Annotated in this window: 22 protein-coding genes; 17 read left to right on the forward strand and 5 right to left on the reverse strand. The window is 60.1% G+C overall.

The genetic code is table 11. From position 1 onward, the window contains the following. Positions 1 to 62 precede the first annotated feature (62 nt). Together DTP52_RS24185 and DTP52_RS24190 are read right to left on the reverse strand one after the other, a co-directional pair. Positions 63 to 998 carry an electron transfer flavoprotein subunit alpha/FixB family protein gene (locus DTP52_RS24185; protein WP_109755604.1) on the reverse strand — a complete coding sequence of 312 codons (936 nt, stop codon included), beginning with the start codon at positions 996 to 998 and terminating at the stop codon, positions 63 to 65. Beyond that, on the reverse strand, positions 998 to 1747 hold the full coding sequence (locus DTP52_RS24190) for an electron transfer flavoprotein subunit beta/FixA family protein (protein ID WP_109755605.1): 750 nt from the start codon (positions 1745 to 1747) through the stop codon (positions 998 to 1000). The genes DTP52_RS24185 and DTP52_RS24190 overlap by 1 nt, the downstream gene beginning before the upstream one ends. Before the next feature lie 214 nt (positions 1748 to 1961). Here DTP52_RS24190 and DTP52_RS24195 point away from each other — a divergent pair, with 214 nt between their 5' ends. The 3 genes from DTP52_RS24195 to DTP52_RS24205 are packed head-to-tail and all read left to right on the forward strand — an operon-like array spanning position 1962 to position 5611. Next, positions 1962 to 3998, forward strand: coding sequence for an NADH:flavin oxidoreductase (locus DTP52_RS24195; RefSeq protein ID WP_109755606.1), 2037 nt, complete (start codon positions 1962 to 1964; stop codon positions 3996 to 3998). A gap of 60 nt (positions 3999 to 4058) precedes the next feature. Next, complete coding sequence (locus tag DTP52_RS24200; RefSeq protein ID WP_109755607.1) at positions 4059 to 5183, forward strand: S-(hydroxymethyl)glutathione dehydrogenase/class III alcohol dehydrogenase; 1125 nt, start codon at positions 4059 to 4061, stop codon at positions 5181 to 5183. 44 nt (positions 5184 to 5227) lie between these two features. Continuing rightward, the gene (locus DTP52_RS24205) at positions 5228 to 5611 is read left to right on the forward strand and encodes a VOC family protein (RefSeq protein WP_109755608.1); all 384 of its coding nucleotides are present in this window, start codon (positions 5228 to 5230) and stop codon (positions 5609 to 5611) included. A gap of 161 nt (positions 5612 to 5772) precedes the next feature. On the opposite strand, the gene DTP52_RS24210 is transcribed toward DTP52_RS24205, so the two are convergent. Continuing rightward, complete coding sequence (locus DTP52_RS24210) at positions 5773 to 6558, reverse strand: pyrroline-5-carboxylate reductase (RefSeq protein WP_109755609.1); 786 nt, start codon at positions 6556 to 6558, stop codon at positions 5773 to 5775. Beyond that, positions 6551 to 7252, reverse strand: a complete 702-nt coding sequence (locus DTP52_RS24215) for a TetR/AcrR family transcriptional regulator (protein WP_109755610.1) — start codon at positions 7250 to 7252, stop codon at positions 6551 to 6553. The genes DTP52_RS24210 and DTP52_RS24215 overlap by 8 nt, the downstream gene beginning before the upstream one ends. Positions 7253 to 7717: 465 nt before the next feature. On the opposite strand from DTP52_RS24215, the gene choW reads away from it, so the two are divergent. From choW to DTP52_RS24245, 6 genes are all read left to right on the forward strand, one after another. Beyond that, positions 7718 to 8566 carry a choline ABC transporter permease subunit gene (choW, locus tag DTP52_RS24220; RefSeq protein ID WP_109755611.1) on the forward strand — a complete coding sequence of 283 codons (849 nt, stop codon included), beginning with the start codon at positions 7718 to 7720 and terminating at the stop codon, positions 8564 to 8566. Continuing rightward, entirely contained in the window at positions 8563 to 9786 is a 1224-nt protein-coding gene (gene choV / locus DTP52_RS24225; RefSeq protein ID WP_109755612.1) for a choline ABC transporter ATP-binding protein, read from the forward strand. The genes choW and choV overlap by 4 nt, the downstream gene beginning before the upstream one ends. Before the next feature lie 29 nt (positions 9787 to 9815). Continuing rightward, the gene (locus DTP52_RS24230; protein ID WP_109755613.1) at positions 9816 to 10754 is read left to right on the forward strand and encodes a LysR substrate-binding domain-containing protein; all 939 of its coding nucleotides are present in this window, start codon (positions 9816 to 9818) and stop codon (positions 10752 to 10754) included. 139 nt (positions 10755 to 10893) lie between these two features. After that, positions 10894 to 12150, forward strand: a complete 1257-nt coding sequence (locus tag DTP52_RS24235; protein ID WP_109755614.1) for an SRPBCC family protein — start codon at positions 10894 to 10896, stop codon at positions 12148 to 12150. Between the two features lie 9 nt (positions 12151 to 12159). Further along, on the forward strand, positions 12160 to 13296 hold the full coding sequence (locus tag DTP52_RS24240; protein WP_109755643.1) for a hybrid-cluster NAD(P)-dependent oxidoreductase: 1137 nt from the start codon (positions 12160 to 12162) through the stop codon (positions 13294 to 13296). A gap of 88 nt (positions 13297 to 13384) precedes the next feature. After that, entirely contained in the window at positions 13385 to 14299 is a 915-nt protein-coding gene (locus DTP52_RS24245; protein WP_109755615.1) for a LysR substrate-binding domain-containing protein, read from the forward strand. Between the two features lie 13 nt (positions 14300 to 14312). Here the strand turns inward: DTP52_RS24245 and DTP52_RS24250 are convergent, their stop codons facing one another. Continuing rightward, the gene (locus DTP52_RS24250; RefSeq protein WP_109755616.1) at positions 14313 to 14753 is read right to left on the reverse strand and encodes a hotdog fold domain-containing protein; all 441 of its coding nucleotides are present in this window, start codon (positions 14751 to 14753) and stop codon (positions 14313 to 14315) included. A 163-nt stretch (positions 14754 to 14916) separates the two neighbouring features. Here DTP52_RS24250 and DTP52_RS24255 point away from each other — a divergent pair, with 163 nt between their 5' ends. The 8 genes from DTP52_RS24255 (at position 14917) to DTP52_RS24295 (ending at position 23932) form a co-directional block, all read left to right on the forward strand. Next, a complete protein-coding gene (locus DTP52_RS24255; RefSeq protein ID WP_109755617.1) occupies positions 14917 to 15537 on the forward strand; it encodes a TetR/AcrR family transcriptional regulator in 621 nt (206 codons plus the stop codon). A gap of 145 nt (positions 15538 to 15682) precedes the next feature. Next, positions 15683 to 16675: a transporter gene (locus tag DTP52_RS24260; protein WP_109755618.1), complete on the forward strand. Its 993-nt coding sequence runs from the start codon at positions 15683 to 15685 to the stop codon at positions 16673 to 16675. A gap of 55 nt (positions 16676 to 16730) precedes the next feature. Then, on the forward strand, positions 16731 to 17912 hold the full coding sequence (locus tag DTP52_RS24265; RefSeq protein ID WP_109755619.1) for an MFS transporter: 1182 nt from the start codon (positions 16731 to 16733) through the stop codon (positions 17910 to 17912). Positions 17913 to 17947: 35 nt separating this feature from the next. Continuing rightward, the gene (locus DTP52_RS24270) at positions 17948 to 19396 is read left to right on the forward strand and encodes a carotenoid oxygenase family protein (RefSeq protein WP_109755620.1); all 1449 of its coding nucleotides are present in this window, start codon (positions 17948 to 17950) and stop codon (positions 19394 to 19396) included. A 321-nt stretch (positions 19397 to 19717) separates the two neighbouring features. Beyond that, positions 19718 to 20569 (forward strand): fumarylacetoacetate hydrolase family protein, encoded by an 852-nt coding sequence (locus tag DTP52_RS24280; RefSeq protein WP_109755621.1) that lies wholly within the window; start codon positions 19718 to 19720, stop codon positions 20567 to 20569. 2 nt (positions 20570 to 20571) lie between these two features. Next, a complete protein-coding gene (locus DTP52_RS24285) occupies positions 20572 to 21393 on the forward strand; it encodes an IclR family transcriptional regulator (protein ID WP_109755622.1) in 822 nt (273 codons plus the stop codon). Positions 21394 to 21414: 21 nt separating this feature from the next. Continuing rightward, positions 21415 to 23061 (forward strand): bifunctional 3-(3-hydroxy-phenyl)propionate/3-hydroxycinnamic acid hydroxylase, encoded by a 1647-nt coding sequence (locus DTP52_RS24290; protein ID WP_109755623.1) that lies wholly within the window; start codon positions 21415 to 21417, stop codon positions 23059 to 23061. 22 nt (positions 23062 to 23083) lie between these two features. Beyond that, positions 23084 to 23932: a VOC family protein gene (locus DTP52_RS24295; RefSeq protein ID WP_109755624.1), complete on the forward strand. Its 849-nt coding sequence runs from the start codon at positions 23084 to 23086 to the stop codon at positions 23930 to 23932. The last annotated feature ends 22 nt before the right edge of the window (positions 23933 to 23954 follow it).

Below are 23954 nucleotides of genomic sequence, written 5' to 3' on the forward strand. Positions count from 1 at the left end.
GGCCCTCCTCCGCCATTTTGGCGGAGCTTATATATCTATCTTTGATGGAGTCATCCGCTCACTCACAACGCTTTTTCAAGCGCCGGTAATGCCTCGAACAAATCCGCCACCCACATGTAATCCGCCACTTGGGCAATCGGCGCCTCAGCGTCCTGGTTGATCGCGACGATGACTTTTGAACCACTCATGCCCGCCAAATGTTGAATGGCGCCACTGATACCCGCAGCGATGTATAGCTCCGGCGCGACGATTTTCCCCGTCTGTCCAACCTGCAAGTCGTTAGGGGCAAAACCCGAATCCACCGCTGCACGCGATGCCCCTACGGCACCGCCGAGCTTGTCGGCCACGCGCTCGATCAAGGCGAAATGTTCCTTGGCCTGCATGCCGCGGCCGCCGGAAACGACGACCCGAGCGCTCGACAAATCCGGCCTTTCACTGGCCGTCAGTTGCTCACTGACGAAACGCACGTTGCTTGCGCTTAGCCCGCCCTGGACCGTCACCACTTCGCAACGACGATCATGGGCCAAGGCCTGGGCGAACGCCGAGGCGCGGACGGTGAGCAACTTGATCGGATCGAGGGATTGAACCGTGGCGATGGCATTACCGGCATAAATGGGTCGCTGGAAAGTGTCTGCCGAGACGATCCGGGTGACGTCGGACAGCATGCCGACATCCAGGCTGGCCGCGACCCGTGGCAGCACATTGCGGCCCATGCTGCTGGCGTCGGCAACGACATGCGTATACCCATCGGCCACCAGTGAAGTGACCAGCGGTTGGACATTCTCGGCCAGGGCATTTTCGAACATCTCGCCCTGGGCGAGCAGCACCCGATCCAGGCCCTGGGTCAGCGCGGCCTGTTGCGCCACTGCGCAGGCGTGCGTCCCGCCCAGCACCAGTAAATCCGTTTCAGCACCCAGGGCCAGGGCGGCGGTCACGGCACTCCACGTACCCGCCGTAAGCTGCCCTGCACAGTGCTCGGCGATTACCAATGTGCGCATCAAATCACCCCCGCGACGTTTTTCAGTTTATCCACCAGTTCGGCCACCGAACCGACGTTGATCCCCGCTTTGCGCACCGCCGGCGGGACAACCCCTAATAATCGAGCGTGCTCCTTCACGCTCGCACCCAAGGTGTCAGCGGCAATGATTTCAAGCGGTTTTTTCTTGGCTTTCATGATGTTCGGCAACGAGGCGTAACGCGGTTGGTTCAGGCGCAAGTCACAGGTCACCACGGCGGGCATGGCGAGAGCGACCACCTGGCTACCACCGTCGACCTCGCGCTCGACGACCCATTGCCCGTCGACATGATCGACTGCCGAGGCGTAAGTGGCCTGGCCGCTGCCGATCAACTGCGCAACCATCTGCCCAACCTGGTTGTTTTCCTGGTCGATCGCCTGTTTGCCGAACAGGATCAGTTGCGGCTTTTCCTGATCGATCACTTTGCTCAGGTACTTGGCGACGTTGAGCGGCTCGAGTACCGCGTCGGTTTCCACCAGCAGTGCGCGATCCGCACCCAACGCCAATGCCGTGCGCAGTTGTTCCTGAGCGGCCGAAGTGCCCACCGAGACCACCACCACCTCGGATGCCAACCCCTTCTCCTTGAGGCGAATCGCCTCCTCCACCGCGATTTCGCAGAACGGATTCAAGGCCATCTTCACGCCATTGAGCTCAACGTCTGAACCGTCGGCTTTCACCCGAACCTTCACATTCGGATCGATGGCGCGCTTTACCGCAACGAGCACTTTCATAGTTCCTCGCATAGCCCCCTTGCACTCTGGATCGATGCGGGATGGCCGGCCGCACGAGCCGGCCCACCCCCTTGTTTCGGCTGGATGTTAATCCTGGCTTTCCCACCGCGCAAGAAAAATGTACACCTGTGTCTCAATCGTTGACACACATGAACATTCAACATACCGTTATGTCAAAACCAAGCCTGATGTTCTGTTCCCGGAGCGCAACACCATGTCCAGCGATCCTCTGCTGCAGCCCTATAAGATCAAACACCTGACCCTCAAAAACCGGATCATGACTACCTCCCATGAGCCCGCGTATCCTGTCGACGGCATGCCGAAGGACCTGTACCGCGCCTATCACGTTGAACGGGCCAAGGCCGGCGTGGCGTTGACCATGACCGCAGGTTCCGCTGCCGTTTCCCGTGACAGCCCGCCGGTGTTCAACAACGTGCTGGCGTACAAGGATGAAGTGGTCAAATGGATGAAGGACCTGACTGACGAATGCCACGAACACGGCGCGGCGGTGATGATCCAACTGACCCACCTGGGGCGGCGCACGCGCTGGGACAAGGCTGACTGGCTCCCGGTCGTATCGCCGTCCCATCGCCGTGAAGCGTCCCACCGGGCCTTCCCGAAAAAGATGGAAGACTGGGACATCGACCGGATCATCAAGGATTACGTGGATGCCGCCGAACGCATGAAGGCCGCCGGCCTTGATGGCTTGGAGTTACAGGCTTACGGGCACCTCATGGATCAGTTCTGGTCGCCGTTGACCAACGACCTCGACGGCCCGTACGGCGGCTCGCTGGAAAACCGCCTGCGCTTCACTTTCGATGTGTTGCGGGGCATCCGCCAGCGTTGTGGCGAAGACTTCCTGCTGGGGGTTCGCTACACCGGCGACGAGGACCTGCCCGGCGGCTTCGGCGCCAAGGACGGCATCCAGATCTCCCACATGCTCAAGGACAGTGGGCTGGTGGACTTCCTCAACGTCGTTCGCGGACACATCGATACCGATGCTGGCCTCACCGACGTGATTCCAATCCAGGGCATGCGCAACTCTCCGCACCTGGATTTTGCCGGCGAGATTCGCTCGGCCACCGGTTTCCCGACGTTCCATGCAGCCAAGATCCCGGACGTGGCCACGGCACGCCACGCCATCGCCTCGGGCAAGGTGGACATGATCGGCATGACCCGGGCGCACATGACCGACCCGCATATCGTGCGCAAGATCATCGAAAAGCGTGAAGAAGAAATCCGCCCCTGCGTCGGCGCCAACTATTGCCTGGACCGCATCTACCAGGGCGGCGCGGCGTATTGCATCCATAACGCCGCCACCGGCCGCGAAACCACCATGCCCCATGAGATTCCCAAGGCGTCGGTCAAGCGCAAGGTCGTGGTGATCGGCACCGGCCCGGCGGGCCTGGAAGCGGCACGGGTGGCAGGGGAACGCGGGCACGACGTCACGGTGTTCGAAGTGGCGGATCAGCCCGGTGGGCAGATCCGCCTGACCGCCCTGAGCGAGCGGCGTCGCGAGATGATCAGCATCATCGATTGGCGCATGGCGCAATGCGAACGGCTGGGGGTGAAGTTCCATTTCAACACCTGGGCCGAAGCCGAGACCGTCATGGCCGAGGAGCCGGACGTGGTCATCGTCGCCACCGGCGGCTTGCCCCACACCGAGGTGCTCAAGCAAGGCAATGAACTGGTGGTGTCGACCTGGGACATCATTTCCGGCGACGTCAAGCCCGGCCAGAACGTGCTGATCTTCGATGACGCCGGCGACCACGCGGCGCTACAAGCGGCCGAGGTCATCGCCAACAGCGGCGCAAAACTGGAGATCGTCACGCCGGACCGCTCGTTTGCGCCGGAGGTGATGGCGATGAACCTGGTGCCTTACATGCGCAGCCTGCAAGACCTGAACGTCACCTTCACGGTCACCTATCGCGTCGACTCCGTAGAGAAGCGCGACGGTCAGCTGGTGGCCAGCTTCGGCAGCGATTATGGCCAGGTGCACAAGCAGCGCGTGGTCGATCAGGTGGTGATCAACCACGGCACCCTGCCCCTGGACGATCTGTACTTCGAACTGCGCCCGCATTCGAGTAACAACGGTGCGGTTGAACAGCACGATCTGATCGCCGGGAAAACCCAAAATATCGTGACCAACCCCGAGGGTCGTTTCCAGCTGTTCCGGATCGGCGACGCGGTGTCGGCACGTAATACCCACGCCGCCATCTACGACGCGCTGCGGCTGGTCAAGGACATCTGAAGTCATGCCCCTGGTCCTGGGATCAGGGGCAATTTTTCATATTCAACACGAGGCTCTTCCATGTCAGCACAGACCTTGAAGTCCAGGGCTGCGGTCGCGTTCGCGCCCAATGAACCACTGCGACTGGTCACTATCGATGTTGCGCCGCCCAAGGCCGGCGAGGTACGAGTTCGCATCATCGCCACCGGCGTTTGCCACACCGACGCCTTCACCCTTTCGGGCAGTGATCCTGAAGGTATTTTCCCCACGGTGCTGGGGCATGAAGGTGGTGGCGTCGTCGAGTCCATTGGCGAAGGCGTGACTTCGTTGCAAGTCGGCGACCACGTGATACCGCTCTATACCGCCGAATGCCGGCAGTGCAAATTCTGCCTCTCTGGCAAGACCAACCTCTGCCAGGCCGTCAGGGCTACCCAGGGCAAAGGCCTGATGCCCGATGGCACCTCGCGTTTTTCCTACGAAGGCCAGCCGCTGTTCCACTACATGGGCTGCTCGACCTTTTCCGAGTACACGGTGCTGCCGGAAATTTCCCTGGCGAAGATTTCAAAGGAGGCCCCGCTGGAGCAGGTGTGCCTGCTTGGCTGCGGGGTGACCACGGGGATTGGCGCGGTACTCAACACTGCCAAGGTCGAGTCTGGCGCCAGCGTTGCGGTCTTCGGGCTGGGCGGTATCGGCCTGGCCGCGATCATCGGCGCAAAGATGGCCAACGCCGGACGCATCCTTGCCATCGATATCAACCCGGCCAAGCGCGATGTCGCCCTGTCGTTGGGCGCGACGGACTTCATCAACCCCAAGGATTATGACCGGCCCATCCAGGACGTCATCGTCGAACTCACCGACGGTGGCGTGGATTACTCGTTCGAGTGCGTCGGCAACGTGCAACTGATGCGCGCGGCACTGGAGTGCTGCCACAAGGGTTGGGGCGAGTCGATCATCATCGGCGTCGCCGGTGCCGGCCAGGAAATCAGCACCCGCCCGTTCCAGCTCGTCACCGGTCGCGTATGGCGCGGCAGCGCCTTCGGTGGCGTGAAGGGCCGCACGGAGCTGCCCAGCTACGTCGAGAAGGCTGGCCGCGGGGAGATTCCGCTAGAGACTTTCATCACCCACAACATGCCCCTGGAAGAGATCAACGAAGCTTTCGAGTTGATGCATACAGGGCAAAGCATTCGTACCGTCATTCACTTCTGAGAGTCGGTCGGAAAACCCCATTACCCCACAGAAAGGAAACCAAGATGTCCGTTTTTACCCATGTCACCGTCGGCACCAACAACCTGGCAAAAGCACGTGCGTTTTATGACGCCACCTTGAAAGAGATAGGCCTCAAGCGCGTTGCCGATCTCGACGAGGCCGGCTCCATCTGGGGCGTCGACAAGCCTTCGTTCTTTGTACTCAACCCGGCCAACGGCGGTCCGGCGACCATCGGCAACGGTGTTACCGTGAGTTTCGAAGCACCGAATCGCTCTGCGGTCCTGGCGTTCCATACTGCCGCTTTGGCAAACGGTGGCGTATGCGAAGGCCTGCCAGGCCCTCGTAACTGGGCTGATAACGCCTACGCGGCTTATGCTCGGGATCTGGACGGGAACAAGCTGGCGGTGTATTGCTTCAAGGCTGAATAGCACACGTTGCTCATCCAAGCCCCTCTGCTGAGGTGGTTCCGCTCCCACAGTTTTTCCGGGTCATGCGCAGAAGTTGTGTCTGGCTCCACTCCCCTGTGGGAGCGAGCCTGCTCGCGATAGCGGCGTTACCGTTACCGCAGCAACGGATACACATTGCCTTATCAGGCCTGAAGGCCCTTGCGAGCAACCGCGGCGCCTGACTGCAACGCCCTTCCAATCTGCTCTTCGAAATGCCCCTGAATCATGGTTTGCAAGGCAGCAGCCGTCACCCCACGGTAGGCCACCAAGGCGTCGATCATCTGTTGAGCATCGTGACTGGCCAGCAGTTGACTGCTGTTGACCACGACATTCTTCGCGGCGAGCTGTGCGATGTCGGGGGGAATGCCGGCAGCCATCGCCTGATTGGCCAACGCCGTCATCAACAAGGCAGGAAAAGCCGGGCCCGTACCCGAAAGCGCCGAGAGGTAATCGATGTAGTCTTCTTGCTGAACCTCTGCCGCCGTACCCACGCATTCGAACAATCGCTGCACGAGGCTTTTCGTCGTTGCCGCTGTCTGTGCAAAACAATACCAAGGCGTAAAAGACTCCCCGATCTCCACCGCCGCATTGGGCATCGCCCGCACCACCGCCGAAGCCTGGGTCTGTGCGGCAATCGTCTGTGCGGTCATCCCGGCCATCAGGGAAATAACGGTTTTGCCAGCCGCGTTGATGTTCAGGCTGGCGAAATGCTCGGGGCGAACGGCGACGATCACGACGTCGCTGCGATCCACCAGGTCCTGGTTGTCCGTGACCAGGCAGGCGCCTTGTTGCGCCAATGGGTGGCTCCCCGAACGATTGGAAATTATCAGGTTTCCCGTCGGCACCAGTCCCTTCGCCAAGACCGCCTTGGCAATCGCGCCACCCAGCCAGCCGGTTCCACCAATGATTCCCACGGTCTCATTAATCATCGGTGTTACCTTCGAAAGTGTCCGTCAAGGGAACGAAGACGCCGGGCTCTTTTTCGGCATAGCCGAACTTCCCATAGAACCGATCCAGCTCACGCTGCTTGGGGACTTTGCCGGTGAAGATGCTCACGTAATGAGGAATGCGCTGGAAGCGCACGGTGATCAACTCAGTCGTGTTCATGGTGATGTAGCCAATCTGCGTCAGATAGATCGTTCGGGCCCGCGCATCAGCCCCCTGGCTGTCATAGCCAAAGCGCTTGAACATGCTCGCCAGGGCGTTCATTCGCTGCTCGTCCACGACAGCGACCTCCTGGGCCACTTCAGCGGACTGAAGCGCCCAACTGCGTACGGCAAACTCGAACTGCGAATCGAACAATTGCGGGTTGAGCCAGCACTCGAACACATTCAGGATCGCCTCGGAGATGCTTTCGGCATAGCTTTCGCTTTGCCGGATCAGGCCCCCCGTATTGGTCTCCCGCCAACGAGACAGCAAAGCCGCCAGCAGTTGCTCGCGATCCTCGAAAAACCAGTAGAAGCTGGTGCGTGACAACCCCAGGCGCTTGGCCAGCGGCATGACCCGAACCGCATCGATGCCCGACTCCTTCAGAGCCTCGTAGGCCGCTTCCAGCCATCCCTCCGGCGAGCCCCGCCAGCCTGCGTCCTGAGCCTTGCCGCGTGCCTTCCCTACCTGGGACATCCTGCCTACCTTCTTTAAACAATGCGTAGCGCGAATGTACTCGGATGACCGCCAAATGTACACCGGAGTACATTTGATCGACTTTATCGACGTCGATTCCCTTGAAGCGGCCAATCATTAATGACAAAAACTCATGAGAGGCTGACATAAAATGGTTTGTCAGCAAAAGGCACCTGGATAAATATCTCCCACAGGCAACGGACTCCAGACCAAAACAACAACGAGCCGCCACTATGAACCTTGCAGTGCACACCTCTGAAAGACCTTCGACATCCGGCCAAAGAACGCCGGGGCGACTGGCTTTGACACACACCACTTCTGTTACTCATCCCCTGCCCAAACTTCGATAACTGCTCACGCGAAAGCCTCTCGCAGTCGCTTTGTGTTGCCTGGAAACCTGGCGCATAGAGCTGCACCCGGGCAGTTGCTTGCGTGCTGTTTCTTTCCATCAGCCGGATCAGTGATATGTGGATTACACAAGAGAAGCTTCCACTGGGCGAACACATCGCCCGGTACGTCGAATGGTTGACTCAACATGGCGCAGGTCTTTTCGACGCCATATCGCTGTCACTCTCCAACATCATCAGCGCATTTACCAACGCGCTCCTTTGGTTCAATCCCTTGGCGTTGATCGCAGTATTTGCCCTGCTTGCCTATTACATCCAACGCAAGGTGAGCCTCACCCTTTTCGTGGCCCTTTCGTTCCTGCTGATACTCAATCTCGGTTACTGGCAGGAGACCATGGAGACCCTTGCCCAGGTGACCTTCGCCACGCTCGTGTGCGTGGTCATCGGCGTACCGCTGGGCATCGTCGCGGCACATCGCCCCTGGTTCTATGCGGCCTTGCGACCCGTCCTCGACCTGATGCAGACCGTGCCCACCTTCGTCTATCTGATCCCTACCCTGACACTCTTCGGCCTGGGGGTCGTTCCGGGGTTGATATCCACGGTGGTATTCGCCATCGCCGCCCCTATTCGCCTGACCTACCTGGGTATCTGTGATGTGCCCGAAGAGTTGATGGATGCCGGCAAGGCCTTTGGCTGTTCGCGCCGCCAATTACTGGCGCGCATTGAACTGCCCCATGCCATGCCCAGCATCGCCGCCGGCATCACCCAATGCATCATGCTGTCGCTGTCCATGGTGGTGATCGCCGCCCTGGTGGGTGCCGACGGGCTTGGCAAGCCAGTGGTCAATGCGCTGAACACCGCCGATATCTCGATGGGGTTTGAAGCGGGCCTGGCGATCGTGCTGCTGGCGATCACCCTCGACCGCATCTGCAAGCAACGTGAAACCCTGAAAAGAGGTGACGTATGAGCATCATCCGTTTCGAAGACGTCGACGTGATTTTCTGCGCCCGTCCGAAGCCCGCCCTGGATCTGCTCGACCAAGGCTTTTCGCGTCCGGAGATTCTCCAGAAGACGGGTTTGATCGTCGGTGTGGAAAAGGCCAACCTGGAGATCAACAAAGGTGAGATTTGCGTGCTGATGGGCCTGTCCGGCTCCGGCAAGTCCAGCCTGCTGCGCTGCATCAACGGCTTGAACACCGTCAGCCGCGGCAAGCTGTTCGTCGAGCACGAAGGCCGGCAGATCGACATCGCGTCCTGCACGCCCGCCGAACTGAAGATGATGCGCACCCAGCGCATCGCCATGGTGTTCCAGAAGTTCGCCCTGATGCCTTGGCTGACGGTGCGCGAGAACATCAGCTTCGGCCTGGAAATGCAGGGCCGCCCGGAAAAGGAACGGCGCAAGCTGGTGGATGAAAAGCTTGAGCTGGTGGGCCTGACCCAGTGGCGCAACAAGAAGCCCGACGAGTTGTCCGGCGGCATGCAGCAACGGGTCGGCCTGGCCCGCGCCCTGGCAATGGACGCCGACATCCTGCTGATGGACGAACCCTTCTCGGCCCTCGACCCACTGATTCGCCAAGGCTTGCAGGATGAGCTGCTCGATCTGCAGCGCAAGCTGCACAAGACCATCGTGTTCGTCAGCCATGACCTGGATGAAGCCCTGAAACTGGGCACGCGTATCGCCATCATGAAAGACGGCAAGATCATTCAGTACAGCAAGCCCGAAGAGATCGTGCTGAACCCGGTCGATGACTACGTGCGTAACTTCGTCGCCCACACCAACCCGTTGAATGTGTTGTGTGCGAAAAGCTTGATGACCCCGCTGCAACAGTGCGTTTTCGCCCGCGACGAATATTGCCTGGATACGGCTCAAAACCTGTGGATGGTGGTCAACCCGCAGCGGCATCTGACCAGCGTTCGAAAAGGTGCCACGACCGCACACGTCCAGCCATGGGATCCGACCAAGCGAATCGAGACCCTGGCTCGACGTCCCACTTGCGTGCCGCCGGCGACCAGCATGCGCGACGCCTTGCAGATTCGCTACGAAACCGGTCACCCCCTGATCGTGCAGGAGGAGGCCGGCACCGTCCTGGGCATATTGGGCGACGGTGAACTGTATCGGGCACTGCTGGGGCATAACCTGTCACACCCAGCGCGTTCTGAACCCGCAAGACAATCTTCGGTGGCTTGATTCACCCGGCACGGCGTTGGAACACACCTATGCAACCCAGCGATATCGATAAAAAGGTCAAGGGCTATCGGCGGTTGATACCGTCGATGACGGCTTTGCTGGAATTCGAGGCCGTGGCGCGGCTGGCCAGTTTTACCCTGGCCGCCCAGGAACTGGGCGTGACTCAGGCCGCCGTCAGCAAACAGATCAGGCTGTTGGAAGATACGCTGGAAACCAAGCTGTTCCATCGGCTTCATCGGGCAATCAAGTTGACTCACGAAGGCTATGTCCTGCATCTGGTCGTCGCAGAGTCCATTCATCGCATGGCCAGTGTCTTCGACAAAATCGTCGAGGGCATCGGTGAACAGGAGATCACCATCGCCTGCACCGAGGCGTTTTCTCACCTGAGAATACTCCCCCGGTTGATCGCACTGCGCACCCTTCAACCGAAGTTGAAGTTGCGCTTGATGACGCAGCAGGTCTCGCCAGGTTCATACCGGGATGACGTCGACCTGGCCGTCCGTTTCGGCGATGGAAAATGGGAAGATGGAAGTTCGGTTTTCCTGTTCGATGAAGAAGTGTTTCCCGTCTGTTCGCCTGCCTGGCTCGCTGGCAACCCGGCACCTTCATCCATTACCGATTTTTTGGACGTGGCGTTGATTGACTCGGATTCAACCCTCGAAGGCTGGATGACCTGGAACCGTTGGTGCCGGGAACTCGGCGATATGCGCCCCAAGCTTAATTATTCATTTCGCTGCAGTTCCTACAACGACGCAATCCAGGCGGCCATTCAAGGCCATGGCATAGCACTGGGATGGAGTCGGCTGATCGCGCACCGGCTCAATAGCGGTGAACTGATAAGAATCACGCCGTACATGGTCAAGCCAAAAGACGCTTATTACCTGGTTATTCCCAGCGGTCGAAAACTTGAGCCCATTACCCAGGCACTGGTCGATTGGCTGCGCGACGACAGTTATCTAAACCACTGATAAAAAAGACTTTAAATACCACCTCTACGCATAACGCAAAGTTATGCGAGCGTGAAAATAAAGCGCGTTGACGGTCTTATTCCACCTTTCCAAACTGTACCTGCCGCCTGATCAACTTTGAGTTTGAGCGAGACCCATAATGACTATTAATGCCGTGAAAACCCATCGAGAACTTCTGACCGACCGCATGCCCGGCCATGGCATGCCTGGCGGTTTGTTTGGCCGCCAGGATATTTTCGAAACCGACGTCGATATCTTTTTCACCAAACATTGGATTCTGGTGGGCGTGACCAGCGACATACCCGAACCCGGTGATGTCTCTACTCTCGATATCGGCAAATCTTCCATCCTTCTGGTGCGCGACGATGACGAGCATGTGCAGGCATTTCGCAATGTCTGCCGTCACCGCGGGGCGCGTTTGAAACAGGCCGGCAAATCGACGGTGGGCATGCTGGTCTGCCCCTACCACCAGTGGAGCTACGACCTGGATGGCAGCCTCAAACATGCGGCGCACATGGGCCAGGGTTTCGACCCCAAATGCAAAAGCCTGATCCCCGTGCATACTCGGGTCATCGGCACCCATGTTTTCGTCTGCCTGGGCGACGAACCGCCAGAAGACATCCTGTACCTTGACCAGGTCATGACACCGCGCTTCGCCCAATACGACATCAGCCACTCGAAGATCGCCTACGAATCGGAAATCATCGAGAACGGCAATTGGAAGTTGGTGATAGAAAACAACCGCGAGTGTTACCACTGCGCCGCCACCCATCCTGAATTGACCGCGTCGTTCCTGCCCGAAGATTTCGGTTTTTGCACCGATGGGCTGGGGGAGGATTCACTTCAAGCGTTGGACGAGTATCACCGCCGCAATGCCGACACCAAGAACAACTGGGAGAGCGAAGGTTATATCTGCGACGCCGTCGAATACTTGGGGGAAGACACCGTCACTCAGTTTCGCTCCCAACGCTTGGTCATCGCCGGCAACGGCGAATCCCAGACCCTCGATACCCGCGTGGCCTGCACCCGGCTGTTTGGCGACCTCACCCGTCGCGACCTGGGCGACGTGCATCTTTGGACGCACAACTCGTGGACCCATATCATGAGCGACCATGCCGTGGTGTCCTACATCATCCCACTGGCGCCCGATAAAACCCTGGTGCGCACCAAGTGGCTGGTCCATGCCGATGCCATCGAAGGCGTCGACTACCAAGTGGATAAGCTGACCGAAGTCTGGGCTGCGACAAACCTGCAGGACGCCAGCCTCGTCGGCATCACCCACAGCGGCACCCAGGACCCTGCCTACACGCCCGGGCCGTTCTCGGCCTTTACCGAAACCTATGTCGACCAGTTCTCTCGCTGGTACGCGGCGCGTCTGGCCGCCCATGGCGTGTGAGGAATGAACATGACGACTTACGAAAACCTGACGCGCCCCGCAACCACCAGCGCGGTTCAACGTTTTACCGACCCGATAACCTGGGGCACATTCGGCTCGCAATGGCACAGCGGTGAACAGAAAACCCTGCAATGCTGTGCGGTGCGCCAGGAAACCCATGACGTCAGGACCTTCATCTTTCGGTGTGCGGACTTCAGCGCTCTGAGTTTCGAGCCTGGCCAGTTCATCACGATCTCGCCGGTCATTGGCGGGCAGACCATCGCCCGCTGCTACACCCTGTCGTCCTCCCCCACCCGGCCCTTTGCGTTTTCCATTACCGTCAAGCGCGTGCCGGGGGGAACGGTGTCCAATTGGCTGCATGACAACCTCAAGCCAGGGGACCACCTGAAGGCTTCCGGCCCTGCTGGCAGTTTCACCCCGGTCGGCCATCCTGCGAGCAAGTTGTTGTACCTGTCCGCCGGCTCGGGCGTGACACCCTTGATGTCGATGACCCGGGCTGCCTGCGACATGGCCGGCAACCTCGACATCGTGTTTGTACACAGCGCTCGCACCCCCGCAGACATCATCTTCCACGCCGAGTTGACGCGCATGCAGGCCGCCATGCCGGGACTGCGGGTCATCAGTGTTTGCGAAGGTCTGGGCGATACCGCTCAATGGCAGCAACCGATAGGTCGGCTCGATTTACCGTTGTTAAGCCAGCAAGTACCGGACTTCCAGGAACGGGAAATCTTCACCTGCGGGCCCCAGGGGTATATGGAAGCGGTCAAGTCGCTGCTCAGGGAAGCGGCGTTCGGTTTCAGCCACTACCATCAGGAAAGCTTCGACATTGCGGCACTGAACGAAGAGCCGCTGATCGAACAAGCCCCTTCGCTCGACCAGCAGGACGTGTTCACGGTGACCCTGTCGCGCTCGGGCAAGACCTTCAGCATGCCGGGCAACCAGACCGTGCTGAGCGCCGCGAAAAAGGCCGGCGCAATCGTACCTTCTTCTTGCAGCCAAGGCGTTTGCGGCACCTGCAAGACCGCCCTGCTACAGGGTACGGTGGACATGAACCACAACGGCGGTATCCGGCAACGGGAAATCGACAAAGGCCTGCGTTTGCTGTGCTGCAGCAAGCCCACGTCTGACCTGATCCTTGATCTTTAGCCTTGCATCGCTAATAAGGTAGTCACTGCACACTGGCGTCTGCACAATCTCCGTGCGCTCAACCCTTATAAGACAGTGACCCAGCCTGATGAAACTGCAACCCTTGCCGCCCCTCAACAGCCTGGTGGCGTTCGAGGCCGCCGCCCGCCACTTGAGCTTCACCGTGGCGGCGCGCGAGCTGAACGTCACTCAAGGCGCCATCAGCCGTCAGATTCGCTTGCTAGAAGACTATCTGGGCACCGCGCTGTTCACCCGCACGACCCGTGAGATCAACCTCACCGCCTCGGGCAGCCAGTATTACGAAAGCATCCGCGATACGTTGCAGCAAATCGCCCAGGCCACTGCGGGAATGCGCCATTGGCAAGGAGCACAGCAGGTCACTGTCGTCACCAGCACGGCGATGGCCTCATTGTGGCTGCTGCCGTTGGTATCGGAGTTCCAACGCCAGAATGAAGAGATTGACCTGCGCATCATCGCGACGGATCAAGTCAGTGATTTTTCCCGGCTGGACTGTGACCTGGCGCTTTATTACTGCAGCACGCCACCGAAAAACATGAAAGTCACGCCGTTGTTCAACGAAGAGATTTTCCCGGTATGCAGCCCCGCCTATCTGGCGCAACACCCGGGGATCGAATCGCTGGAACAGTTGGGTGGATGCACCTGGTTGTGGCTGGAAGACCAGCACCGGGACTGGATTGGCTGGAAAGAATGGTTCCAACGCCTTGGCTACCCAGCGCCAGAACCTCGGCGGCGCATCAATATCAACAGCTACTCCATGCTGATCCAGTCGGCGTTGGCAGGCCAGGGGATCGCCCTGGCCTGGTCGGGCCTGCTCAGCAACCATTTGCAAACCGGCAGCCTCGTGCGGCCGACGCAAACCATCCTGCGCACCGACGCGCAGTTCTGCCTGCTGGAGCCCCAAGGCCGGGCCCCCAACAGACAAAGCGTCAACCGCTTCCGCCAGTGGCTGATGGCGCATCTGGCAGAAACGGTCGACGCATGATGGAGCGGGCGACCTAGCCGACTTTCACGTTCATGGTGATGCGCGCCGTGAAGACCTTCACGCCACCCTCGTCGAAGATATCGACCGGGACAATCTTGTCGCCCGAGGTCGCCCAGTCGATTTCGCTGCCATCAGCAATCGCATGAATGGAAGTCTTGGCCTTGGCCAGGTATTCGACGGTCATGCCTTTGGGAATCCAGCGAGCGCCGCTGGGGATGGACACCTCGGTCATCATGCCGCCTGCGAGCTCTGCCGCGTTGCACAGCGCGATCGCGTGAACGGAAGCCAGGTGATTGGTGATTTCCTTGCGAAACGGCACCTTCACTTCGCCGCGGCCGGGGGTCAATACAGAAATTTCCGGGTTGATGGTGCCGAAGTACGGTGCCATCTGGCAGGCCATATTGCTGAAAGCGGAAGCGCCAACGCTTTGGTACATGCTGAGAGTCTGGCTCATGGGATATCTCTGGTCGGGTGGGCTGGAGTCATGGACAGAACATTACTCGATTACAGAATATCGCTCTGTTACAGAACATTATTCTGTAAATACGCAGCCTGTCAATCTCTCGTCCCGAGCCTTCGTTTCAATTACCATGGCCCCTTTTTGCCTGGGCCGAAAAATGGAACCTGTCGATCTCCTCGAGCGCTGCTACCCAGGGCGTCGTGCCGAGTCCAAGCGGCACATCCTCCGATGCGCCCTGGCACTGTTTAACCAGCAAGGCATCGAAGCGACCACCATCGATATCATCCGTGCCGAAAGCCAGATGAGCGTGGGGGCCATCTATCACCATTTCGATAACAAGGAAGGCTTGGTCGCGGCGTTGTACATGACCGCCCTGGATGATCAGGCGCGGCTCAGGGATAGCTACCTCAGCACCGTCACGTCGACCCAGGAATGGGTCCAGGCCTTGGTGTACAGCTACGTGGACTGGGTGGTCAGCCAACCCGATTGGGCGCGGTTCCAGTACCAGGCACGCTTTGCGGTCGCACAAAGCAGCTTCAAGGAGCGGCTTGCCGAGGCGAATCTGGCCAGGAACGCCGAACTCAAGAAATGGTTCAGCGACCCGGCCCACCAGCAGGATTTGCAGGAACTGCCTTTTGAGCTGATCCCGTCCCTGATCATCGGTTCGGCAGAGAGCTATTGCCGCGCCTGGCTCTCTGGCCGCGTCAAACGCAGCCCTGAACTCTACCGGCAGCAGTTGGCCGAGGCCGCCTGGCGCGCCGTTGGCGCTGACGGCTGAGAAGTTCGTACCGGTTTTCTCCCGGTTGCTGGCGCTCCCAGTCAACTCTGGCCGTTGCGCTCAAGCATCACCCACGACCGGGACTTAAAGTCGAAGTGCCAGGGGATATTCCCCCGCTCACAATTCCAAGAATAGAGCCACTTCAATGAGCCTGACCAAAACCCTGCCAGCGTGCCTGGCACTCAGCTTCGCGTCATTGGCCGCTTTTGCAGCCGATGGCCCTCCCCCACCTTCGGTGAGCCAACCCAGCGGTATCAACCTGGGTGGCACCAGTTTCTACGACGGCTTTGCCGGGCCACCCGGGCTGACTCATCAGACTTATTTGAAGTTCAGTACCGCCAGCAGCATCAGGACCAACGGTGGCAAGAAGAACGGCGCCTTCGATGACCCGAAGATCAACGTCATCACGATGATCAACCAGCTGAGCTACTACTCACCCGACACCTTCGCAGGCGGGGCGCACCTGGGTTGGAGCCTGCTGGTGCCCGTCGTGTCCCTGGACGGCGACTTCGGTGACAACGGTGCCAAGCTCAAGGACAACGCCACAGGCCTGGGCGACGTCACGGTCGGGCCCCAGGTCCAGTTCGATCCGATCGTCGACGCCAGCGGCAGGCCGGTCTTCGTGCAGCGCATGGCCTTCGATACCATCCTGCCAACGGGCAAGTACGACAAACACAAAGACCTGAACCCAGGCTCCAATTACTTCTCCCTGAACCCCTACTGGGCAGCGACCTGGATGCCCGCGCCTCGCTGGGAAGTGAGCTGGCGGCTGAACTACCTGTACAACTTCAAGAACGATGATCCGGCCAGCAGTTCGGCGCAGTTCTTCGAAGGGCAATCGGTGCGCGACACCCAGTCGGGACAGTCGGCGTGGGCCAACTTCACCGCCTCGTACGAAGTGTTCCCGACGGTCTCGGTCGGCATCAACGGCTACTACTTCCGGCAGATTTCCGATGACAAGGTCAACGGCAACACCCTGACCGACTCCCGGGAAAAGGTGCTGGGCATTGGCCCGGGCCTGTTCTGGAAAATCACCGAAGACAAGGCCTTCTGGCTCAACACCTATAAAGAAACCGGCGTCGAGAATCGCTCCCGGGCGGATTACCAGGTGCAGGTTCGCTACGTCCACACGTTCTGATTGACGTATGCGCCTGCTCACCCATGAGCGGGCCCATTACCCGAGGTGATGCTTCATGAACGCACTCGACTCCATCGACAGCAAGAAATCACTGGGCGCCATCTGCCTGATGATGGTCATTTCCCTGGGGACGCTGCAGATCCAGCCGATCCTGGGCGGTGCCTTGATCGACCAGCTCGGCCTGCCACTCAATGCAATCGGCGCTATCTTCGCCGCGGAACTCATTGCGATGGCCATCGCCTGCGGCGTCTGCGCCCTGTTCATGGCCAGCGTCGACCGCCGCCGCTTCGCCCTGGTGGCCCTGTTGATCCTGGCCTTGGGCAATCTGCTCAGCACGCAGCTTCACAGCCAGGCCGGGCTGCTGGTTTCCAGAATGATCTGTGGCGCCAGCGGCGGCGCGGTCATGGCGGTCGTCTACGCCACCGCGGCGCTGCGCACGTCCAAGGATGCGACCTTCGCGGTCATCAACATCGGTAACCTGCTGTGGGGGATGTTACTGGTGACGTCCATGCCGCTGATCCTCAAGTCATTCGGTGTTAACGGGGCGTTTCTACTATTGGCGATCACCAGTGTGCTCGCGGCGACGGGTTGCTGGAGGGTGCCTGAACGCTACCCGCAAACCCATCGCGCAACCAGCGGCGCGATCCCGCCATTCGGCCTCACGTCGATCCTGTTGATCATGCTCTTTGCGCTGCTGTTTTTCGGTCACTCTGCCCTATGGGTTTACCAGGAACGTATCGGCAAGAGCATCGGCCTGGAGCCTCAGCAGATTGGCGGCATCCTCGGTGGCAGCATCCTTGCCGGTGCCCTGGGCGCCGGGCTGGCCGGGCTGATCGGACGGCGCCTGGGCCTGCTGTTTCCACAACTGTTGAGCTTTGGCACGGCGCTGCTGGCGACCTTGATCATGGTCTATGGCACCAGCCCCGTGGCGTTTGTCAGCACGGCTTGCCTGATCCATATGGTCTGGTTTTTCAGCCTGCCGTACCTGCTTTCCATGGCGGCGGAACTGGACCCTTCCGGCCGATTGGCGGGCCTGGGTAACGCTGCGATTTTCATCGGCCAGGGGCTGGGACCATTCGGGGCCGCACTGGTCGTCGGCGAGGGCCACTTCCGAGCGGTCGGATGGCTGGCAGCTTCAGCCTATTTGCTAGCCTTGGTGATCTCGTGCCTGGTCGTTGCACGCTTTCGCCGCGGCGTGAAGCCTTCCGGGCCGGCGATGTCCCCGCAATCGGCCTGAACATCAACGAACCCGCACATTGACGAGATTGCCCGATGAGTATTCCATTCCCTCAAACCCCTGAGTTTTCCGGCGCTCTCTACACGCCCAGCCGGGTGGAAGCAGACGTGTTCGACCTGGAAATTGAAGGCAGCCTTCCCGCTTCGATCCACGGGACGTTTTATCAAGTCGCACCAGACCCGCAGTATCCCCCGATGCTGGGCACCGATATCTTTTTCAACGGTGACGGCATGGTCAGCCGCTTCCACTTTGCCAACGGCAAGGCATCGCTGCGCCGTCGCTACGTGAAGACCGATCGCTTGCTGGCCCAGCGCCGTGAAGGTCGCTCGCTCAATGGCGTCTATCGCAACGCCTTCACCAACGACCCGCTCGCGGCGAAGAACAACACCACGGCCAACACCACCGTCATCCCACACAACGGCGTGCTGCTGGCACTCAAGGAAGATGCCCTGCCCTGGGCGATGGATCGCGAGACCTTGGAAACCCTGGGCGAATGGAGTTTTGACGGGCAGATCAAATCCGCGACATTCACCGCCCACCCCAAGCTCGACCCGATGACGGGCAATCTCCTGGCCTTCAGTTATGAAGCCAAAGGCGACGGTACGCCTGACCTGGCCTACTTCGAAATTTCACCGGACGGAAAACTGCTGCACGAGATCTGGTTCCAGGCCCCTTATGCAGCAATGGTGCACGATTTCGCGGTGACCGAACGGTACGTTGTGTTCCCGTTGATTCCGTTGACAGTGGACGTCGAGCGCATGAAAAACGGCGGAGCGCATTTCCAGTGGCAACCCGACCTGCCTCAGTTGTTCGCCGTCGTGCCGCGCAATGGGCATGCGCAAGATGTGCGTTGGTTCAAGGGGCCCAAGGACGGTTTCCAGGGGCATACGCTCAATGCATTCGATGAGGGCGACAAGGTCTATGTCGATATGCCGGTCACCGGCGGGAACATCTTCTATTTCTTTCCCCAGGCCAATGGTTATGTCCCGCCGCCGGAAACCCTGGCTGCCAGCCTGATGCGCTGGACCTTTGACCTGAACGGCGCCGGGGAGGACGTTGAACCGCAACCGCTGACGGATTACCCCTGCGAGTTTCCAAGGTGTGATGACCGCTACATCAGTCGCAAGTACCAGCATGGTTTCCTGCTCGCCTTCGATCCGCAGCGCCCCTACAACCCGGCGAACGGCCCGATACCCTTTCAATTCTTCAACCTGCTGGTCCATTTGAACCTGAAGACAGGCAGCACCGACGCCTGGTTTCCTGGCGACAGCGGCTGCTTCCAGGAGCCCATCTTCATTCCCCGCTCGGCGGATGCAGAGGAAGCCGATGGCTACGTCGTTGCCCTGCTCAACCTCATCGCAGAGGGGCGCAGTGAGCTGGTGGTGCTGGACTCCCGTGACATGGCCAGCGGTCCCATTGCCCGGATCAGGATTCCGTTCCGGATGCGCATGTCGCTGCATGGCTGCTGGGCACCAATCGATTAAACGCAAATCCCCTGTGGGAGCGGGCTTGCTCGCGAAGGTGGTAGTACAGTCGACATCAATGTCGCTTGTGACGCCGTCTTCGCGAGCAAGCCCGCTCCCACAGGTTTAGATCCCTTTTCCGTACCTCTTACGACACCCAGCCATCTGCGGTTGGTTGCCTGCTGCCTCTCCCTCTGCTCCCCAGGTCCGCCAAAGGTACAGCCTCGCCAAAAAAAACATAAATTCCATATTTTAGGATTTTTGTATAAATCCCACTTTACAGGATTTTATAGCAAGACTAGATTGACCCTCATTGCACCCTCCCTCTTCCCAGGAGCCTTCATGAAACTCGCAAGCTTTGTTGTCCAAGGTCGTAGCAGCTACGGTGTGGTCGAAGGTGATCACGTCATCGACCTGGAATCGCTCAAGCCAACCCTCGGCCACGACCTCAAACAGGCCATCGCCAACGACCGCCTGGGCGAACTGACCCGCGAGCCCCTGGCAAGCCTGCCACGTCTTCCCTTGGCTGACGTGACGTTCCTGCCGGTCATCCCCAACCCGGGCAAAGTGCTGTGCATCGGCATCAACTACGCCACCCACGTGCGCGAAACCGGTCGAGAGATGCCGACCTACCCCATGATCTTTACCCGCTTCGCAGACAGCCAGACCGCCCACCTGCAACCCATCGTTCGCCCAACGGCCTCCCACAAGCTTGATTTCGAGGGCGAGCTGGCGGTGGTGATCGGTAAAGCGGCCCGCCACGTCAAGCACGCCGACGCGCTGGATTACGTCGCCGGTTATGCCTGCTACAACGACGGCAGTGTCCGCGATTGGCAGAAGCACACCATTCAGTTCGTGCCTGGCAAGAACTTCCCGAACACCGGCAGTTTCGGCCCCTGGCTGGTGACCCGCGACGAGATCGGCGACCCACAGGACCTGGAGCTGACCACTCGCCTTAATGGCGAAGTGATGCAACACACCCGCACCAGCGACATGATTTTCGATGTGCGCCAGTTGATCGAATACTGCTCCACCTTCACTGAACTGGCCCCCGGTGACGTGATTGTCACCGGCACCACCGGCGGCGTCGGTGCGTTCCGCGAACCGCCGGTGTGGATGAAGCCGGGCGATCAGGTAGAGGTCGAGATCGCTGGCATCGGCACCCTGCGCAACAGCATCGTGGACGAGCAATGAACATGGAAAACCTACACCCCCCTGAACACCTGCCCGAGCAGGATGGCGACAGCAAAGGCTCGAGCCTGGAGCGCATGTTGCGGGTACTCGACCTGTTCACCGAACAGCACCCGATCTGGGCAGTGGATGACATGGGCGGCGCCTTGAGCTTCACCCGTTCGACGATCTACCGCTACGTGCGCGAATTGGCCGAGGCCAACCTGTTGTTCCAGGTCGAAGCCGGCCGTTATGCGCTGGGCGCACGAATCATTACCTGGGACCGCCAGTTGCGCCTGAGCGACCCTCTCGTGCGCGCCGCCCAATCGCTTGAGCCCAGCTTCCCGCAGTGGAGCGAACAACAGGTCTGGCTGATCTGCCGACTTTTCAAGGATCAGGTCGTGTGCATTCACCAGCACGGCAATCTGTTCAGTGAGGTCAGCTACTCCCGCGGTTCGCCCAGGCCCCTATTCCTGGGAGCGACGTCCAAGGCGATCCTCGCCAACATGACCTCGCGCCAACACAGCCAGCTGTTTCTCGACCATCCCGATGAGGTTCGCGCCAGCCAACTTGGCCAGACCTGGGAGGCGTTTCGTCGCGCACTGCAGCAACTGCGTCGCCAGGGCTATGTAGCCAGCGCAGGCGAAGTCGACGCGGGCGTCTATGGCCTGGCCGCGCCGATCTTCGACGGCGATGGCAAAGTCGTCGGCAGCATCAGTTGCGTGCGCCCGGTGCAAGAACGCGACAGTGCCCAGGAAAAGACGCAAGGGCAACAGATCCTTGCCCTGGGACAGGAACTGTCGCAACGCATGGCTGCGCTCGCCAATCGCCCCAAGCCACTGGGCTGAGCCATTCGCAAGGGAATAACAATGACAACCCTCAAACGCATCAACACTCAGGTCCTGGTCATCGGCGCCGGTCCTACCGGACTGACCCTGGCCAACCTGCTCGGCCAAGCTGACGTGGACACCCTGATCATCGATCGCAAGCCGGGCACCGTGACCGAACCACGGGCGGTTTCAATCGACGACGAATCCTTGCGCACCATGCAGGCCATCGGGCTGGATGCCGCCGTGCTGCGTGATGTCGTGCCTGGCTACGGCGTGCATTACTACACCCGGCCCGGAGGGCGCTGCTTCGGCAAGGTCGAACCGACCGGCAAGCTGTATGGGTTCCCCAAGCGCAACGCGTTTCGCCAACCGCTGTTTGAAAACACCCTGAGGATGGGCCTCGAACGGTTTGCCAGCCTGACGGCACGGTTCAGCCACGAGCTGGTGGAGTTCAGTCAGGACCAACACGGCGTGTGTGCGCGGATTCGTGACGCCGAGGGGCAGATGATCGAAGTCCACGCGGCTTACCTGGTGGCCTGCGACGGCGGTCGTAGCCCGGTGCGCAAGCAGCTCGGGATCGAAATGGTCGGCTCGAGCTTCTCCTCACGCTGGCTGGTGGTCGATACCGACCAGGACGACGACCCGTTCTGGCAGACCCGCGTATATTGCGATGCCAGGCGTCCGGTGGTCGAAGTGCCCGGACCCCACCGTACACGCCGATTCGAGTTCCTGCTCAAGCCCGATGAAACGGACGAACAGGCGCTCGACGAAACCCACCTGCAAACCTTGCTGCGCCCCTTCAAGGGTGACGCGCCGGTTTCCCTCGTGCGCAAGACGGTCTACACCTTCCACGCCCGGGTCGCCGAGAAGTGGCAGGTGCAGCGGGTGTTCCTCGCCGGCGACGCCGCGCACCTGACCCCGCCCTATGCCGGGCAAGGCATGAACAGCGGCGTTCGCGATGCCCACAACCTGGGCTGGAAACTGATCGGCGTGCTGAAGGGCAAAATGGCGCAAAGCGCACTGCTGTCCTACGAAAGCGAGCGTCGCGATCATGCGTGGGCCTTGATCAAGTTGGCCTTGAACCTCGGCGTGGTCATGGCGCCGGCCACCGTCCTGCACGCTCGCCTGATCAGTGGGGCATTCGCCTTGATCGGCCTGTTGCCGCCGCTGCGCGATTACTTCCTGCAAATGCGCTTCAAGCCCAAACCTCGTTTCACCCGAGGCCTGGTGCTGGCCGAGGGGCAGGCAGGCACATTGTCCTGCGGACAGATGTTCCCGCAACCGATGCTCACCGATGCCCACGGCCACGAACACCTGCTCGATGACGCCATCGGTGCCGGCTTCGCCTTGATTCAATACGGCGACCCGACCCGCCAGCGTGTCGATGAACTCAAGCATGGCCTCTGGAGCCACCTTGAAGCCAGACGCATCCTGATCCTGCCCGAGTCTGTCCAGGCCATGCCGGCGATCCCAGGCTGCACGGTGCTCCAGGACCGTGAAGGCCTGCTCAAGCCCTTGCTGGGCGAGTCCCACCCGTTTGTGCTGCTGCGCCCGGATCGCTACATCGCGGCGATTTTCGACAAGGCCACCGAAACCCAGGCCGCCGAATCGTTGCAGTCGCTGTTCGGCATCGCCCTGGCCCACAGCAACGAAATCGAGCCAAGCGTCGCGCCCGTCTTTCATTGAACCTTCACGCACAGAGGTGGTTATGCAAACACTCCAGACTTCCACACCTGCACGCCTGTGCTACCTGCACCTGGCGAGCAAGGACGCGCAGCGACAAATCGACTTCTATCGGCGGATGCTGGACATGGATAGCCAGGCGCAAGCCGATGGCAGTTGGGTGCTCAGCGGTCCGCAACGCGCCATGCTCGTGTCGCCCGCCGACCACAGCGGCCTGCTCGCAGCGGCGTTCGACCTGGGCAATCAGCCTCGCCTGCAAGCACTGCGGGTTCGCCTGCTCGGCAATGGCGGCATCATCGAAGAGGTCGACTCGCCGCTGCTCGAGCCGGGAGCCTTCCTGATCCGTGATCCCCAGGGCCGGCAAACGATATTCGGCGTCGCCCGCCCCGCTCGCCAGACCTCTCGCCCAGGCATGCCGGGGCGCTTGCAGCACGTGGTATTCCAGACCACAGAGCTGGAAGCCATGATCGATTTCTACGTCAACACGGTGGGCTTCACTGTTTCGGACAACGTCGTGGATGAGCAGACCGGCCAACTCATGACGTGCTTCCTGCGCTCGGACGACGAGCACCACACCTTGGCGTTTTTCCGCGGTTCGAAAAACGAATGGGACCACCACTGTTACGAAACCAACGAATGGAATGACATCCGCGACTGGGGGGATCGCTTCGCCAAGGAGCGCATCACCATTTTCTTCGGCCCCGGCCGACATGGGCCGGGCAACAATCTGTTCTTCATGGTGGTCGATGCCGATCGCAACCGCCTGGAGTTCTCGGCCGAACTCGAAGTCACCGATGCCAGCCGTCAGCCCGGTGTCTGGGCACAGGAGGAATACACACTCAACTCCTGGGGCCGCGCCTGGATCAGAAGCTGAGCAGTTTTCATCGACGCCTGCA

The organism is Pseudomonas sp. 43mfcvi1.1 (assembly GCF_900115935.1).
Taxonomy (GTDB): Bacteria; Pseudomonadota; Gammaproteobacteria; order Pseudomonadales; family Pseudomonadaceae; genus Aquipseudomonas; species Aquipseudomonas bijieensis.

What these genes read in the sequence shown, in the direction of transcription:
- DTP52_RS24185 (WP_109755604.1), bottom strand. Translation starts at nt 998, where the DNA reads ATGCGCACATTGGTAATCGCCGAGCACTGTGCAGGGCAGCTTACGGCG.
- DTP52_RS24190 (WP_109755605.1), bottom strand. Translation starts at nt 1,747, where the DNA reads ATGAAAGTGCTCGTTGCGGTAAAGCGCGCCATCGATCCGAATGTGAAG.
- DTP52_RS24195 (WP_109755606.1), top strand. Translation starts at nt 1,962, where the DNA reads ATGTCCAGCGATCCTCTGCTGCAGCCCTATAAGATCAAACACCTGACC.
- DTP52_RS24200 (WP_109755607.1), top strand. Translation starts at nt 4,059, where the DNA reads ATGTCAGCACAGACCTTGAAGTCCAGGGCTGCGGTCGCGTTCGCGCCC.
- DTP52_RS24205 (WP_109755608.1), top strand. Translation starts at nt 5,228, where the DNA reads ATGTCCGTTTTTACCCATGTCACCGTCGGCACCAACAACCTGGCAAAA.
- DTP52_RS24210 (WP_109755609.1), bottom strand. Translation starts at nt 6,558, where the DNA reads ATGATTAATGAGACCGTGGGAATCATTGGTGGAACCGGCTGGCTGGGT.
- DTP52_RS24215 (WP_109755610.1), bottom strand. Translation starts at nt 7,252, where the DNA reads ATGTCCCAGGTAGGGAAGGCACGCGGCAAGGCTCAGGACGCAGGCTGG.
- choW (WP_109755611.1), top strand. Translation starts at nt 7,718, where the DNA reads ATGTGGATTACACAAGAGAAGCTTCCACTGGGCGAACACATCGCCCGG.
- choV (WP_109755612.1), top strand. Translation starts at nt 8,563, where the DNA reads ATGAGCATCATCCGTTTCGAAGACGTCGACGTGATTTTCTGCGCCCGT.
- DTP52_RS24230 (WP_109755613.1), top strand. Translation starts at nt 9,816, where the DNA reads ATGCAACCCAGCGATATCGATAAAAAGGTCAAGGGCTATCGGCGGTTG.
- DTP52_RS24235 (WP_109755614.1), top strand. Translation starts at nt 10,894, where the DNA reads ATGACTATTAATGCCGTGAAAACCCATCGAGAACTTCTGACCGACCGC.
- DTP52_RS24240 (WP_109755643.1), top strand. Translation starts at nt 12,160, where the DNA reads ATGACGACTTACGAAAACCTGACGCGCCCCGCAACCACCAGCGCGGTT.
- DTP52_RS24245 (WP_109755615.1), top strand. Translation starts at nt 13,385, where the DNA reads ATGAAACTGCAACCCTTGCCGCCCCTCAACAGCCTGGTGGCGTTCGAG.
- DTP52_RS24250 (WP_109755616.1), bottom strand. Translation starts at nt 14,753, where the DNA reads ATGAGCCAGACTCTCAGCATGTACCAAAGCGTTGGCGCTTCCGCTTTC.
- DTP52_RS24255 (WP_109755617.1), top strand. Translation starts at nt 14,917, where the DNA reads ATGGAACCTGTCGATCTCCTCGAGCGCTGCTACCCAGGGCGTCGTGCC.
- DTP52_RS24260 (WP_109755618.1), top strand. Translation starts at nt 15,683, where the DNA reads ATGAGCCTGACCAAAACCCTGCCAGCGTGCCTGGCACTCAGCTTCGCG.
- DTP52_RS24265 (WP_109755619.1), top strand. Translation starts at nt 16,731, where the DNA reads ATGAACGCACTCGACTCCATCGACAGCAAGAAATCACTGGGCGCCATC.
- DTP52_RS24270 (WP_109755620.1), top strand. Translation starts at nt 17,948, where the DNA reads ATGAGTATTCCATTCCCTCAAACCCCTGAGTTTTCCGGCGCTCTCTAC.
- DTP52_RS24280 (WP_109755621.1), top strand. Translation starts at nt 19,718, where the DNA reads ATGAAACTCGCAAGCTTTGTTGTCCAAGGTCGTAGCAGCTACGGTGTG.
- DTP52_RS24285 (WP_109755622.1), top strand. Translation starts at nt 20,572, where the DNA reads ATGGAAAACCTACACCCCCCTGAACACCTGCCCGAGCAGGATGGCGAC.
- DTP52_RS24290 (WP_109755623.1), top strand. Translation starts at nt 21,415, where the DNA reads ATGACAACCCTCAAACGCATCAACACTCAGGTCCTGGTCATCGGCGCC.
- DTP52_RS24295 (WP_109755624.1), top strand. Translation starts at nt 23,084, where the DNA reads ATGCAAACACTCCAGACTTCCACACCTGCACGCCTGTGCTACCTGCAC.